Here is a 14,573-nt window from a genome sequence, read left to right on the forward strand (position 1 = left end):
GCGCCGGAGCGGACCGGCCGAAGGGAATCCACCGTGACCGCACAGCCTCCCGACGTGGAAACCGTCACCGCACTCGTCGCGGACGCCTCCAGGGCCCCGTCGCTGCACAACGCGCAGCCCTGGTCCTTCCGCTACCTGCGCGACATCGGCGTCCTGCGCCTGTACGCGGACCCGCGGCGCGCCCTGCCGCGCACGGATCCGGACCATCGTGGCCTGCACATCGGCTGCGGCGCCGCGCTGCTCAATCTGCGCGTGTCCGCCGCGGCGGCGGGCCTGGCACCGCTCGTGCGGCTGCTGCCCGAACCCGCCTACCCCGACCTCCTCGCCGAAGCGCATCTGTGCGCCACCGGACCCCCCGACGGGCAGCTGGCCCTTCTGGGCCCGGCGGTCCGGCGCCGGCATTCCAGCCGTCTCCCCTTCCGTGACGAGACGGTCCCCACGGCGGTGCGGGAGAGGCTGTGCGAAGCGGCCGCCGCGGAGGGCGCGCTGCTGTTGTTTCCCGGTGCCTGGCACATCGACTCGATCCTGGACCTGGTGCGGGACGCCGAGGGCAGAGAAGCGGCCGACCCGGAGGTGCGCGGGGAGACCGAGAAGTGGACGCACCCGGAGCCGGCGGGCGGCGCCGGCACCGCCGACGGCATCCCCGGCGAGGCGTTCGGCCCACGCCGGCGCGGAACCTCCGTTCCGGTACGGGACTTCGCCGCCGGGCGTCCGGTGCCCGGGCGGGGCTGGGCACCGTTCGAGAAGACGCCGGAGATCGCTCTGCTCGGTACGGCCCACGACAAGCCGGTGGACTGGCTGTGCGCCGGTCAGGCACTGGAGCGGGTCCTGCTCAGGGCCACCGCCGACGGTCTGGTCGCCTCGGTCACCTCACAGCCCTTGGAGTGGCCGGAGATCCGGTGGGCCGTCCGCGACCCCGTATCGGCCATGGGGCACGTGCAGATGGTGATCCGTCTCGGCTACGGCCCCGAGGGACCGGCCAGCCCACGACGGCCGGTCGACGACGTGCTGGACGTCCTGTGACCGGAAACCGCGGCACGGCGAGGCGCGGCCCGGACGGAGATGCCGAGGTGATGACGGCTCCGCCGGTGCGGGTGCCCTGCCACGTCCTCCCGGCCGGGGTGACCCGGCGGGCGGCCGCTCGCCGGCGTCCTCCCGCGGAGAGGGAAGCATGAGTTCTCACCTGGTTCGCCGGCGGCCGGCCGTCATCCGTCAGGACGGGCCGCCCACGCGACGCGCGACGAAGCCACCGCCCCCGGGGCAGCAGGAAGCCGCCGCTGCCCTTCCCGTTCTTCCGGCATCCGCGGTGTTCACCGCCACCGGCGGCTCCGCGCGTGGGCTCACGGCGGCCGAGGCGGCCGAACGGCGGGCCCTGCACGGGCCGAACGAGCTGCCCGCCGTGAAGCGGGGGCGGCCGTGGCGGCGGTTCGTCGCGCAGTTCACCGACCTCTTCGCGATCGTGCTGCTCGTGTCCTCGGCGCTCACGTTCCTCGCCTACTGGCTCGGCCGGCCCCGGGAACCGGCGACCCTCCAGCTCGCGCTGGCGATCCTCTGCGTGGTGCTGCTCAACGCCGGCATCGGTTTCGCGCAGGAGTACTCCGCCGAGCGCACGGCCCAGTCCCTGCGCGCGATGGTGCCGCACACCTGCCGCGTCCTGCGCGACGGGGAACGGCAGGAGCTGCCCGCGCGGGAACTGGTGCCCGGCGACGTGGTGGTCCTGGAGGCCGGCGACGCGGTGCCGGCCGACTGCCGGCTGGTCGAGGCGCACGAAGCCGCGGTCAACAACGCCGCGCTCACCGGTGAGAGCGATCCGGTCGCCCGCGTCGCGGAAGCCGTGCCGCCCGGGCCGCCGCTGGAGGCCCGCAATTGCGTGTGGATGGGCACCGACCTGGTGGCGGGCACCGCGAAGGCCGTCGTGTTCGGCACCGGCGCGGCCACCGAGTTCGGGCGGATCTTCCGGCTCACCGCCGCCGCCCCGAGACAGCGGACGCCCCTGCAACGGCAGGTCGCCGTCATGGCCCGCCGGGTCGCGGGCGCGGCGTTCGCGACCGGGGCCCTTCTCTTCGCGATCCGCGTCCCCGGCGGCCAGCCGTTCGTCGACACGTTCGTCTTCTCGCTGGGCGTGATGGTCGCCCTGGTGCCCGAGGGCCTGCCGGCCACTCTGTCGGTGTCCCTGGCGATCGGTGTGCGCCGCATGGCCCGCCGGCACGCCCTGGTCAAGCAGCTGCTCGCGGTGGAGGCCCTGGGGTCGACCAGCGTGATCTGCACCGACAAGACGGGCACCCTTACCCAGGCCGAGATGACCGTCGTACAGGTGTGGGCGGACGGCGTGCCGCACGCCGTGACCGGAGTGGGCTACGCACCGGCCGGTGAGGTCGCCGATCCCGGGCCGGTGCGGGAGCTGCTGCGGGCGGCGGCTCTGTGCTGCAACGCCCGGCTGGTACCGCCCAGCGGACGGGAGCCGTGGCGCGTTCTCGGCGACACCACCGAGGGTGCCCTGCTGGTGGCCGCCGGCAAGGCCGGCCTCGATCCGGCGCGGGAGGAGGCCCGGACACCCCGCGTGGCGGAGAATCCCTTCGATTCGACGCGGAAGCTCATGAGCACCGTGCACCGCGACACCGACGGCGGTCATGTCACGTACGTCAAGGGCGCGCCCGCGGAGTTGCTGGCCCGCTGCGACGCCATGGACCGGGAGGGTGCGAGGACACCGCTGGCGGAGACCGAGCGGGCCGGTGTGGCCGCCGCGGCCGACGGCATGGCCGGGCAGGGGCTGCGTGTCCTCGGTGTCGCCCGGCGGCAGGTGGCCGGGCCCCGGCCGCCCCTGGAGGACGTCGAGACGCGGCTGACGCTGCTGGGGCTCGTCGCGATGTACGACCCGCCCCGGCCGGAGGTACGGGACGCGGTGGACGCCTGCCGGCGCGCCGGCATCCGTATCGTCATGGTCACCGGCGACCATCCCCTGACGGCCGAGGCCGTCGCCCGCCGCGTCGGGATCGTGCGCGGTCCCGACCCGACGCTGGTGACGGGCGCCCGGCTGGACGCGCTGGACGACAACGGCCTGGACGGCCTGCTCGCGGGCTCCGTCGAACTGCTGCTCTGCCGGGTCACCCCGGAGCACAAACTGCGGGTGGTCACCGCGTTGCAGCGGCGTGGCGAGGTCGTCGCCGTCACCGGGGACGGCGCCAACGACGCCCCGGCCCTCAAGCACGCCGACATCGGCGTCGCCATGGGGGCCTCCGGCACCGACGTGGCACGCGAGGCCGCCGTGATGGTGCTGCTCGACGACTCCTTCGCCTCCATCGGCACCGCGGTGGGGCTCGGCCGCTCGGTCTACCGCAACATCCGCAAGTTCCTGATCTACCTCTTCAGCCACAACATCGCCGAACTCGTGCCGATCCTCGCCGCGACCTTCGCCGGATTCCCGCTCGTGCCGATCACGGCCGTGCAGATCCTCGCCATCGACCTCGGGTCGGACGTGCTGCCCGCCCTCGCCCTCGGCGCGGAGCCCATGGAACCCGACGTCATGAACAGCCCTCCACGCCCCCGCCACGAGCGGCTCTTCTCGGCGGCCGTGATGGGGCGGATCCTCTTCCTCGGCGGCATCCAGGCCCTCGGCGTGTGCGCCGTCTTCTTCTGGCACATCCACGCCTCCGGCATCCCCTACGCCGACTTCACGAAGAGCGACCCCGTCTACCGGGAAGCGATCACGATGGTCCAGGCCGGGATCGTCGTCAGCCAGTTCTTCAACGCGCTGGCCGTGCGCACCGACCGGCAGAGCGTCTTCCGGGCGGGTCTGCTGACCAACCCCTGGCTGCTCGCCGCCGGCTGCTTCGGCATCGGGCTGATGGCCGCCATCAGCTACGCCCCGCCGCTCCAGGCCGTCTTCCGTACCGCGCCGCTGGGCCCGGCCGACTGGGCGGTCCTGGCAGGACTCGGAGCCCTGCTGCTGGCCGCCGAGGAATGCCGGAAAGGGGTGCTGCCGGGCCGGGCGGCAGCCCCGAAGGGAGGAACACGATGAGAGTGATCATCGCCGGCTGCGGCCGGGTCGGGGTCGTCCTGGCCACGCGGCTCGTCGCCGAGGGCCACGACGTACGCCTCGTGGACCGGCAGCCGAAGGCGCAGAGAAGGCTGTCACCCGGTTTCCCGGCCGCCTTCCACGTGGGCAACGGTTTCAGCCGCCCCGTGCTGGAGGCGGCCGGGATCGCCGGCGCGGACGCCTTCGTCGCGGTCACCTCCGGGGACAACGGCAACATCGTCAGCGCCCGGACCGCCAAGGAGACGTACCGGGTGCCGGTCGTCCTCGCCCGCATCCACGACCCGCGCCGCGCCGACATCTGCCGGGAGCTGGGCATCCCGACGATCTCCAGCGTCCGCTGGGCCGTCAACCGCATCCACCAGATGCTCCTGCACCGTCACCTCACTCCCGAACTGGCCTTCGGCAACGGCGAGACGCTCCTCGTGCGCTCCTCGCTGCCGGCCTATCTCACCGGGCGGCGGACGACCGAGTTCGACGTCGACGGCGAGATCCGGGTCGTGGAGATCACCCGTGCCGGCCGCTCGTTGCTCCCCGCCCACGGCGTCCTGGCCGAGCCGGGCGACCTGGTCACCTTCAGCGTCGCCGCGACGGCCCTCGGCCGGCTGAGCGGCTTCCTCGACAAGGAGCTGGGAACGTGAAGGTCCTGATCGCGGGCGCGGGACGGCTCGGCGCCCAGATCGCCCGGGTGCTGTCCGCCGCCCGCAACGACGTGACCCTCGTCGAGTACGACGACGACCGGGTGGCCGAACTCGGCGGCCTGCCGCTCGTGCGCGTGGTGACCGGGGACGCGTGCGATCCGGAGCTGCTCGAACACGCGGGGGCCCTCGCCTGCGACCTGGTCGTCGCCGCCACCGGGTGCGACGAGGACAACCTGGTGATCAGCCTGCTCGCCAAGCGGCGGTTCGGCGTGGCACGGGTGGCCGCACGCGTCAACGAGGACGAGAACGCGTGGCTCTTCGACCAGAGGTGGGGCGTGGACGTGGCGGTACCGGCGGCGACCCCGCTGGTCTCCCTCATCGAGGAGGCCACGGGAGCCACGGACACGGTGGCGCTGCTGCGGCTGAGCAAGGCGGGCGTCGAGGTCATGGAGACCGCGATCACCGAGGAATCCCGGGCCGCCGGGCGCCGGCTGGGCGAGATCGTCCTGCCCCCGGGCACCGTGGTCGCCACCGTCGTGCGCGACGGCCGCCCGACGGTCCCCCGTCCCGAGGTGCGCCTGCTCCCGGGTGACGAACTCCTGCTCGTGTCGCACGAGGCCACGGAGCAGGAGATCCACGCGGCATTCCAGTGAAAGAGGGCCCGAAAAGTCCTGGTCAGCGCCGAGGAGCGGGGCTCAGTCCCGGTGCAGCACGACTTTCAGGGCGCCCGTGCCGGTGCCGTGGGCGAACACCTCGTAGGCTTCCTCCATCCGGCCGAGACCGAGGGTGTGGGTGACCAGCGGGGAGGCGGGCAGCCGGCCGAAGCGCATCAGCTCCAGCAGCCAGGACGTGGAAGACGTGTCGACCTGCCCCGTGCTGATCGTCAGGTTCTTGCACCACAGGGACTCCAGATGCAGCGTCACCGGTCTGCCGTGGGTCCCGATGCTGGCGATGTGCCCTCCGGTGCGGACGGCCCGCGTGCACAGCAGGAAGCCGTCCGGTTCCCCGGTCGCCTCGATGACGACGTCCGCGCCCGGCCCCTCGGACAGCTCGGCGATCATCCTCCCCGGCGATTCGGCGGCATCCGCCCCCAGCCGGACGGCCGCCTCCAGCCGGGCGCCGGCCAGGTCGACGACGACGATCCTGCGCGGGGAGTACAGCCGCGCGACGACGGCGCACGCCAGGCCGACGGGCCCGGCGCCCACCACGACGACGGTGTCCCCGGGCCCGACGTGTCCGTTGCGCACCCCGACCTCGTAGGCGGTGGGCAGGAGTTCGGCGAGCAGCACGGCGTCGTCCAGCGGGAGGCCCGCGGGGCACCGGGTGGTGGAGTGGTCCGCGAACGGCACGCGGACCAGCTCGGCCTGGGTGCCGTCGATCAGGTTCCCCAGGATCCACCCGCCCCCGCCACGGCACTGTCCGTACCGGGCGTCATGGCACTCCCCGCAGTCGCCGCAGGCCGAGACGGACGACACGATCACCTGGTCACCGGGGTGCAGGTGGTGCACCTGGCCACCGGTCCGCACGACCTCCCCGACGGCCTCGTGGCCCAGTACCGTCCCCGGCCTCACCTCGGGGAAGCCGCCCCGCCGGATGTGCAGGTCGGTACCGCAGACGGTGGTCGCGTCCACACGTACCAGGGCATCGGTCGCCTCCTCGATCACGGGGTCGGGGACGGTGTCCCAGGAGATCCGGTCCGGGCCGTGATAGACGAGCGCTCGCACCTTGCCCACTCCCTCGCTGCCGGCCCTGCGGGCGGCTCAGTCCGGCTCCATGTAGGGACGCCGGAAGACCGGGGCCTGGCCGGTGCCCCACGGGCGTACGGCCGTCAGCGCCCGGGTGACCGCGCTCTCCAGCGCCCCGCTGGTGTCGATGGGGACGGCCTCCGGCCACGCGGGCTCCTTGGCCGCCATGGCGGCGGCGATGTCCGGACCGGCGTCGGAGGGCCCCGGGGCGCGCGTGCCGAGGCGTGCCGTGGACACGGCGTCCGGCACATGGCAGCGCAGCGCCACCAGGTCGGCGCCGGCGCGTTCGGCCACGCGTGCGGCGGCTTCCCGCCGCACGGCGTCCGACCAGCTGGCGTCGAGGACGACGGACTCGCCCAAGGACAGCAGGACGGCCGCGCGGTCCAGCAGGGCGGTGTAGGTCCTGGCCGTCCATTCCGGCGTGTAGAGGCCTTCGCCGTAGCCGGCCGCGGCGGACTGTTCCGCGGGGATGCCCGCGAGTTCCTTGCGGACGCGGTCGCTGCTGAGCAGGGTGACGCCCAGCCGGTCGGCGAGCGCTCCGGAGAGGGTGGACTTGCCGCTTCCGGGCAGGCCGCCGACGACGGTGAGGGAGACGGCGGAGGTACGCAGGTGGCGCAGTGTCAGCGTGGCGAGCCGTCGCGCCGCCGCTTCCGCGCCCGGCGTTCCCTGGCGGGCCTGGATCAGCGAGACCTTGACCCGGACGAAGGCACGGTAGGCGACGTAGTGGTGCCACAAGGAGGGGGGTGCGGGGTCCGCGGAGTACTCGCCGTACCGGGCGAGGAACCAGCCCGCTGCCTCCGGGGCGCCGAGCTGCTCCAGGTCCATGGCGAGGAAGGCGGCGTCGTCCAGGCCGTCCACGTAGCGCAGGCGGTCGTCGAACTCCAGGCAGTCGAGGACCCGCGGGCCGTCGTCCAGGCAGAAGACGTCCTCGGCGAGCAGGTCTCCGTGACCGTCGACCACCCTGCCCTGCTCGATCCGGGCGTCGAACAGCCGCTCGCGGCCGGCCAGATAGCGCCGCACCAGCCGCTCGATCCCGGTCAGGCAGTCGGCCGCGACTCCCTGCCCGGGCAGATCGTGGACCTGCGCGAAGCCGGCCTCCCACCGCGCCGCCAGCGCGTCGCGCCTGCCCTGTTCCTCGACCTCCGGGCCCCGGGGTGCCGTCGCGTGCCACGCGGCCAGACGCCGTGCGACGGTGCCGAGCACGTCGTCCACGGTGACCCCCGCCCGTACGAGGTGGGACAGGCGGCGGTCCTCCGGCATGCGGCGCATCACCACCACCGGCTCGGGGTCCTCCGCGTCGGGACCGCGGAACTCTCCCAGACCGACGTAGACGTCCGGCGCGAACCGGCGGTTGAGGGCGATCTCCCGCTCGCACGCGGCCCGGCGGGCCGCGACGGTGGTGTAGTCGAGGAAACCCAGCGCCACCGGCTTCTTGCTCTTGTAGGCCCGGTCGCCGACGAAGAACAGCGTGGCGGTGTGGGTTTCGCGGACCCCCGCGCGCGGGGACGGCTGTGCGGTACCCGACCGGGCCGGTGGGGCGTCGGCGCCCAAGGGGTGGAGGCCGGCCCCGATCATGAGGAAGGACGGCGCCGGAACAGCGCCCGTGCGGGGCGGTGTCCCGCGCCGCGAGCCGGGGAACGGCCGGGCGGCGGCCAGGTACCCGGGCCCGCCGCGCGGACCGCGGTGGCGGGTGGTGGCATGGCGACGGCCTCCGTCTCGTTGGAAGCTGGAGGGGCGGCGGGGTGGTCCCACCGGGTGCGCGATCCGGATGTCCCGCGCGGACGTCACGACAGGTTCCTCCCTTCCGAGGATCCCCCGGCCCTCGCCGGGGCGCATGCGGACGGAGTGACCGGCAGGTCTTCGGAGCCCGGCCGAGAGGAGGCGGACCAGGTGACGATTCCCCTGGTGGTGGGCGTCGACGGCTCCGAGCCGAGTCTGGAGGCGGTCACCTGGGCCGCCGCCGAGGCGGCCCGGCACGGGTTGCCGCTGCATCTGCTGCACGCGGCGACCGGTGAGCAGGAGGCGTCCGCCGCCATCCGCGACGCCTACGCGCGCGCCGCAGCGGCCGCTCCGACGGTCCGCTCGTCCAGCGAGGTCTCGCGGTTGGACGCGGCCTCCGCGCTGGTCGACAAGGGACGCAACGCCTTCGCGCTGGTCCTCGGGTACCGGGGGCACGGGGGTCTCGCCGGCATGCTGCTGGGCTCGGTCGGCCTCGCCGTGGCGGCACACGCCGACTGCCCGGTCATCGTGGTCCGCGGTACCCCGGAGCATCGCGGCGGCCGTTTCGGCAGCGTCGTCGTCGGTGTGGAGGACGGTGAGGGCAGCGGGAGCGCCGTGGAGTTCGCGCTGCGCGAAGCCCACGTGCGCCGGTGCCGGCTCGTGGCGGTGCACGCCGGCGGCGCGCCCTCGGGGGACCGTGCGGCATCGCGGTCCACGCCGGGGTTCATGGAGACCCGCCGCCGCCCGCCGGCGCAGGTGCTCGACGACGCCCTGCGCCTGCCCCTGCAAAGGTATCCGGACACCACGGTGATCCGGCGGCCCGTGGAGAAGCCGGGGCGCCCGGCGCTGCTGGAAGCCGCGTCGACGGCGGATCTGCTGATCGTCGGCGCGCGGCGACGGCTCGGCCATCCGGGCCTGCAGCTGGGACTGGTCAGTCACGCGATGCTGCACCATGCGCCGTGTCCCGTCGCCGTCGTCCCCCAGCTGTGACGGTCACGGCGTCGCCGCCGGGCGAGCCGGCCGAAAGCCCGTCGGAGCGACGAGTCGTGCGCTCCGGGCCCCGGGACCCGCCCCTTCTCAGGTCCCGGCGGTGGTGCCTTGGGCGTCATCCGTCCGGTAGGCCAGGTGCGCGGAGACCGACACCACGCCGTCGACGCCGCGGCACAACTGCTCGACGACGGGGATGAGACTCCTGTACTCGACGGTGCCGGACAGGGTCACCCGCCCGTCGCGCACCTCCGCGGTGACATCGCGTGGATCGAGTCCAAGGGTGCGCCGCAGCAGGTCTGCGCCGATCTCCTCACGGATGGCCTCGTCACGGCGGAGGAACACCCGCAGCAAGTCACCGCGGCTGACGATGCCGAGGAGCCGGTCCGCCTCGTCCACCACGGGCAGCCGTTTGACGTTCTGGGTCTCCATGAGGCGGGCGGCCTCGACCACGGTCCACTCCGCTCGCGCGCACACGGCGGGAGCGGACATCAGCTCCTCGGCACGGGAGCCCTCGGCCTTGGCGCGCTCCCACGCCTCCAGGTGCGGGATGGGGACCCGGCCCGTGGGATCGGCCTGCTCGGCGCACTTGCGCAGCAGGTCGGCCTCGGACACGACCCCCACCGGCCGGTCCAGGTCGTCCACCACGGGGAGGGCGGTGACGTCGTTCTCCTCCAGCAGCCTGACGAGTTCCTTGAACGGTGTCTCAGGCCGTGCCCGGACGACATCGCGGCTCATGAGCTCCTCGACCGTTCGGTGATGCATGTCGCCTCCCGGGTACGGGCCGTCCGCCTCGCGGGTCGGAGGGCTGCCGCCCCGTGCGGCCGTGCGGCCCGCGTGGCAGGTTGGATACAGCACCATTCTGAGGAGAGGGCGGCGATCATGCGAGCTCACCTCGGCGACCAGCTCGTCATCGAGAACGCGGCCACCGGAGCGGCCAGGCGCGACGGCGAGATCATCGGGCTCCACCACGACGACGGAACACCGCCCTACGACGTGCGCTGGTCGGACACGGGCGAGGTGACCCTGATGTTCCCCGGCCCCGACGCCCACATCCGCCATCTCCTCGCCCCGTCCGTCCCCGGCGGGCCGCTCCGGGGCGGTGACGTCCCACCGGTCCTCCCCGGCACCGACCTGCTGGTCGGGCATGTCCCTGGGTACCGGCCGCTCCTCGCCGCCGGCTCCGCGTTCCCGCACTGCCATGGTGTGTCTCCGGTCCTCGGTAGGGCCCCGGGCCCGCTCAGCCGACCTTCCGTCCCCGCATGGGCTCGGTCTCCATCCCGCCGCCCTGCCGCAGGCCCTCCAGGAACTCCCGGATCACCTCGGTCGCGGTACGCCGGGGACGCCAGCCCAGCTCGGTGCGGGCCCGCGCGCAGTCCATCAGCGGCAGCCGCAGTACGGCGTCGAACAGGTGCGGGGACGCGGGCAGCAGGTGCAGGCCCCAGGCGGCGGCGATCGCCGAGCGGGCCGCCGTGCGCGGCAGCCGGACGGGCCGGGAGCCGAGCAGTTCGGCCAGGACGGCGGCGTCCAGCGGGGGATCGGCGGCCAGATTGAAGGGGCCCCGGGCGTTGTCCGAGCGCACCGCGAGCCGGTACGCCTCGGCCGCGTCGTCGGTGTGCAGCGCCTGCACCCGCAGTCCCGGGATGTCCGGCAGGAACGGCAGCAGCTCCGGCCGGGCCAGCGGACCGGGCAGGAACCGCCCGCCGAAGATCCGCCGCTGCTCGCTCGCCGACTGCCACTTGAACAGGAACGCCGGGCGCATGCGCACCACCCGCACCTCGGGGTGGTCGCGCTCGAACACGTCCAGCGTGCGCTCCAGATAGGCCTTCTCCCGGCAGTACGCCGCGTCCGGCCAGCCGTGTGTCGGCCAGGACTCGTCCACCGCGCGGTCCTTGGGCCCGGGGGAGTACGCGCCGACGGAGGAGGCGTGCACCAGCACCGGCACCCGGGCCGCCGCGACCGCCTCGAACACCCGGATGCCGCCCAGCACATTGGTCCGCCAGGTCCGGGCCGGGTCGTGCGTCGGCTGGAACGCCCAGGCGAGGTGGATCACGGCGTCCGCGCCCTCGAACCGCTCGGCGAGGTTCTCCTCGTCCGACCCCAGGTCCACGGCGGACCACTCGGTCTTCGGCGGCGACCACTCGGGCGTCCGCCGCGCCAGCCCGCGCACCGACTTCACCTCGGGGTCCTCGGAGAGCAGGCGCACCACACTGGTCCCGACATTGCCGGTGGCACCGGTGACGACCACCCTGCTGCCCGCTGAGCTGCTCACCTTCGGCTCCTCTCGTCGGCACGGCCGGGCTGTGACGAGCGGCCGGGTACCCGGCCGCCCGGTGCGCACACGCGGAGCGGCGGCGGCTCACCCACGGCCGAGCCACCTCCGGAAGGACGCGAACCGCGTGCCGAGGGCCGGCCGGGTGCGTACGGAGCGCCGTGCCGGGGGCAGCGGCAGCCGCGTCTGGCGGACGTAGGCCTTCCAGTCCTCGTACACGCCGGGCGCGAGAACGACGGCGAGCAGTATCGCGGGGATCACGACGGCGGACAGCACTGCGACGACTCCTTCCTCACGTCGAACGGCTCATATCCGGACGGGTTCCGCCACCTCCACCTGGGCCGGCCGCAGGAGCTGGTCGCCGACCCGGTAGCCGGGGCGGAGGACGACGGCACAGGTGGGCTGCCGGACGCCGGCGGTGAACGTGCAGGAGACGGCCTCGTGCACGGCCGGGTCGAACGGGTCGCCCGCCGTGCCGAACGACCGCAGCCCCAGGGCCGCGAGCTCGCTCTCCAGGACCTCGGCCACCCGCCGGAAGCCGCCCGTGACCTCGCCCTGCCGGCGGGCCTGGTCGATGGCGTCGAGGACGGGCAGGAGACCGGTGAGCACATTGGCCACCGCGATCTCGCGGACCGCCAGACGGTCGCGGCCGACCCGTCCGCGGTAGGTGTCGTACTCGGCCTTCACGCGCCGCAGGTCCGCCGTACACTCGCGCAGCCGGGCGCGCAGCACGTCGGCCCCGTCGGCCCCGTCGGCGGATCGGGCCGGCTGGCGGGCGGGCTCCACATCGCCACGGGGGCGGGGCTCCAGGCTGGTTCCCGGATCCCGCCGCCGGGTGTCCCCGACGACCGACAGCGAAGGCCTGTCACGGCGGCCGGTGCCGCTCGGACCGCTCATCCCGCACCGTCCTGCCGCTTGTCCTCGTCGACGATCTCGGCGTCCACCACGTCCTCGTCGGTTCCGCCCGCGCCGGCGGCGCCGCCCTCCGTACCGCCGCCGGCCGCCTGGGCGCCCTGCGCCTGCTGCGCCTGGGCGTACATGGCGGTGCCCACCTTCTGGGCGGCGGCGGTGACCTTGTCCGTGGCCTGCCGGAGGACCGCGGTGTCCGCCGGTTCCGCCTTCAGCGCCTGCTTCAGCTCGGCCAGAGCCGCGTCGACCTCGCCCCTGATGTCGGCGGGGATCTTGTCGGCGTTGTCGCCCAGCAGCTTCTCGGTCTGGTAGGCGACCTGCTCGGCGTGGTTGCGGGTCTCGGCGGTCTCGCGCCGGCGCCGGTCCTCCTCGGCGTGCTGCTCCGCCTCCCGCATCATGCGGTCGATGTCGTCCTTCGGGAGCGAGGAGCCGCCGGTGACGGTCATCTTCTGTTCCCTGCCGGTGCCGAGGTCCTTCGCCGTGACGTGCATGATGCCGTTGGCGTCGATGTCGAAGGAGACCTCGATCTGCGGGACGCCGCGCGGCGCCGGCGGCAGACCGGTCAGCTCGAACATGCCGAGCTTCTTGTTGTACGCCGCGATCTCGCGCTCGCCCTGGAAGACCTGGATCTGCACCGACGGCTGGTTGTCCTCGGCCGTGGTGAAGATCTCCGAGCGCTTGGTCGGGATCGTGGTGTTGCGTTCGATCAGTTTGGTCATGATGCCGCCCTTGGTCTCGATGCCGAGGGACAGCGGGGTGACGTCGAGCAGCAGGACGTCCTTGACCTCGCCCTTGAGGACACCGGCCTGCAGGGCCGCGCCGACGGCCACGACCTCGTCCGGGTTGACGCCCTTGTGCGGGTCCTTGCCGGTCAGCTCCCGCACCAGGCCGGTCACCGCGGGCATCCGCGTCGAGCCGCCGACCAGGATGACGTGGTCGATGTCGGACACCTTGATCCCGGCGTCCTCGACCGCGTTGTGGAACGGGCCCTTGCACCGCTCCAGCAGGTCGCCGGTCAGCTGCTCGAACTGGGCACGGGTGAGCTTCTCGTCCAGGTGCAGCGGGCCCTCGGCGGACGCGGTGATGTAGGGCAGGTTGATCGTGGTCTCCGAGGACGACGACAGCTCGATCTTCGCGCGCTCCGCCGCCTCCCGCAGCCGCTGCACGGCCATCTTGTCCTTGGCCAGGTCGACTCCGTAGTGGTTCTTGAACCGCTGGACCAGGTGGTCGACGACCCGCTGGTCCCAGTCGTCGCCGCCCAGACGGGTGTCGCCGTTGGTGGCCTTGACCTCGACCACGCCGTCGCCGATCTCCAGGAGGGACACGTCGAAGGTGCCGCCGCCGAGGTCGAAGACGAGGACCGTCTGGTCGTTCTCCTTGTCCAGTCCGTAGGCCAGGGCGGCGGACGTGGGCTCGTTGATGATCCGCAGCACCTTCAGCCCGGCGATCTCCCCGGCCTCCTTGGTCGCGGTGCGCTGGGAGTCGTTGAAGTACGCCGGCACGGTGATCACCGCGTCGGTGACGTCCTCGCCGAGGTACGCCTCAGCGTCCCGCTTCAGCTTCTGGAGCACCCGCGCGGAGATCTCCTGCGCCGTGTACCGCTTGCCGTCGACGCTCCCGGTCTCCGGGAACCGCCACTGCGTGTCACCCATGTGCCGCTTGACCGAGCGCACGGTGCGTTCCACGTTGGTGACGGCCTGCCGCTTGGCGACCTCGCCGACGAGCACCTCGCCGTTCTTGGCGAACGCCACGACCGACGGGGTGGTGCGGGCGCCCTCGGTGTTGGTGATGACGGTGGGCTCGCCGCCCTCCAGGACCGAGACCACCGAGTTCGTCGTGCCGAGGTCGATTCCTACCGCGCGTGCCATGGCCCTTTCCTCCGTCCGTGTCCCAGACCCCGGAGCGGACACACGTCACTGGGAGTCTGGATAAAGTCCCCAGGCCAGCTTGTCAAGAAATCCAGGTTTCCACCTCTTTACAAGCTTTTGCGGACGGCGGTAGCTGTGGAGACGGCCCCGGACGGAAGGAGGCAGGCCGATGATCACCGAACTGGCTGTGGAGCGCGTGGAATTCACCTGCGGCCACTGCTGGCAGACGTGGAGCGCCGACTACGACGTGCAGTACTACCGCGACGAGAACGGCGACGAATGGGAGTACTTCACCCGCGACGGAGACGGCGTGCCCTCCCCTTACGAGCCCCGAGGGGCTCGTAAGGGGAGGGCACGACCGCCTCCGAGAAGGAGAGGTGGTCCACCTTCATCACGAAG

The 14,573-nt window shown here is 73.2% G+C and carries 12 protein-coding genes and 2 pseudogenes; 7 read left to right on the plus strand and 7 right to left on the minus strand.

Annotation, left to right across the window (positions count from 1 at the left end):
* The first annotated feature begins 33 nt into the window (after positions 1-33).
* The 4 genes from H5J33_RS08230 (at position 34) to H5J33_RS08245 (ending at position 5,327) form a co-directional block, all read left to right on the plus strand.
* On the plus strand, positions 34-1,023 hold the full coding sequence (locus tag H5J33_RS08230) for an Acg family FMN-binding oxidoreductase (protein ID WP_181794222.1): 990 nt from the start codon (positions 34-36) through the stop codon (positions 1,021-1,023).
* A 283-nt stretch (positions 1,024-1,306) separates the two neighbouring features.
* Complete coding sequence (locus H5J33_RS08235; RefSeq protein ID WP_181794223.1) at positions 1,307-4,018, plus strand: cation-transporting P-type ATPase; 2,712 nt, start codon at positions 1,307-1,309, stop codon at positions 4,016-4,018.
* Positions 4,015-4,674, plus strand: a complete 660-nt coding sequence (locus tag H5J33_RS08240; RefSeq protein ID WP_181794224.1) for a TrkA family potassium uptake protein — start codon at positions 4,015-4,017, stop codon at positions 4,672-4,674. Before H5J33_RS08235 ends, H5J33_RS08240 begins: the two co-directional genes overlap by 4 nt.
* Positions 4,671-5,327 carry a TrkA family potassium uptake protein gene (locus H5J33_RS08245; protein ID WP_181794225.1) on the plus strand — a complete coding sequence of 219 codons (657 nt, stop codon included), beginning with the start codon at positions 4,671-4,673 and terminating at the stop codon, positions 5,325-5,327. The genes H5J33_RS08240 and H5J33_RS08245 overlap by 4 nt, the downstream gene beginning before the upstream one ends.
* Before the next feature lie 42 nt (positions 5,328-5,369).
* On the opposite strand, the gene H5J33_RS08250 is transcribed toward H5J33_RS08245, so the two are convergent.
* Together H5J33_RS08250 and H5J33_RS08255 are read right to left on the minus strand one after the other, a co-directional pair.
* The gene (locus H5J33_RS08250) at positions 5,370-6,398 is read right to left on the minus strand and encodes an alcohol dehydrogenase catalytic domain-containing protein (protein WP_181794226.1); all 1,029 of its coding nucleotides are present in this window, start codon (positions 6,396-6,398) and stop codon (positions 5,370-5,372) included.
* Positions 6,399-6,434: 36 nt separating this feature from the next.
* On the minus strand, positions 6,435-7,994 hold the full coding sequence (locus tag H5J33_RS08255; RefSeq protein ID WP_181794227.1) for an AAA family ATPase: 1,560 nt from the start codon (positions 7,992-7,994) through the stop codon (positions 6,435-6,437).
* A gap of 315 nt (positions 7,995-8,309) precedes the next feature.
* Between H5J33_RS08255 and H5J33_RS08260 the strand changes: the two genes are divergently transcribed.
* Positions 8,310-9,128: a universal stress protein gene (locus H5J33_RS08260; protein WP_181794228.1), complete on the plus strand. Its 819-nt coding sequence runs from the start codon at positions 8,310-8,312 to the stop codon at positions 9,126-9,128.
* Between the two features lie 87 nt (positions 9,129-9,215).
* Here H5J33_RS08260 and H5J33_RS08265 read toward each other — a convergent pair whose 3' ends face one another.
* Complete coding sequence (locus H5J33_RS08265; RefSeq protein ID WP_181794229.1) at positions 9,216-9,890, minus strand: CBS domain-containing protein; 675 nt, start codon at positions 9,888-9,890, stop codon at positions 9,216-9,218.
* A gap of 117 nt (positions 9,891-10,007) precedes the next feature.
* Here H5J33_RS08265 and H5J33_RS08270 point away from each other — a divergent pair.
* Positions 10,008-10,194: pseudogene (locus tag H5J33_RS08270) on the plus strand (DUF1918 domain-containing protein); the annotation flags it as partial.
* Between the two features lie 171 nt (positions 10,195-10,365).
* Here H5J33_RS08270 and H5J33_RS08275 read toward each other — a convergent pair.
* The 4 genes from H5J33_RS08275 to dnaK all read right to left on the minus strand — a co-directional run bounded on the left by H5J33_RS08275 (position 10,366) and on the right by dnaK (position 14,174).
* The gene (locus H5J33_RS08275; RefSeq protein ID WP_181794230.1) at positions 10,366-11,397 is read right to left on the minus strand and encodes an SDR family oxidoreductase; all 1,032 of its coding nucleotides are present in this window, start codon (positions 11,395-11,397) and stop codon (positions 10,366-10,368) included.
* Positions 11,398-11,484: 87 nt separating this feature from the next.
* Positions 11,485-11,673, minus strand: a complete 189-nt coding sequence (locus tag H5J33_RS08280) for a hypothetical protein (protein ID WP_181794231.1) — start codon at positions 11,671-11,673, stop codon at positions 11,485-11,487.
* A 30-nt stretch (positions 11,674-11,703) separates the two neighbouring features.
* Entirely contained in the window at positions 11,704-12,294 is a 591-nt protein-coding gene (gene grpE / locus H5J33_RS08285; RefSeq protein WP_181794232.1) for a nucleotide exchange factor GrpE, read from the minus strand.
* Positions 12,291-14,174 (minus strand): molecular chaperone DnaK, encoded by a 1,884-nt coding sequence (gene dnaK, locus H5J33_RS08290; protein ID WP_181794233.1) that lies wholly within the window; start codon positions 14,172-14,174, stop codon positions 12,291-12,293. Before dnaK ends, grpE begins: the two co-directional genes overlap by 4 nt.
* A gap of 169 nt (positions 14,175-14,343) precedes the next feature.
* Here dnaK and H5J33_RS36710 point away from each other — a divergent pair.
* Positions 14,344-14,573 (plus strand): annotated as a pseudogene (locus tag H5J33_RS36710) (hypothetical protein); the annotation flags it as partial.

The organism is Streptomyces sp. WELS2 (assembly GCF_013870595.1).
Classification (GTDB): Bacteria; Actinomycetota; Actinomycetes; order Streptomycetales; family Streptomycetaceae; genus Streptomyces.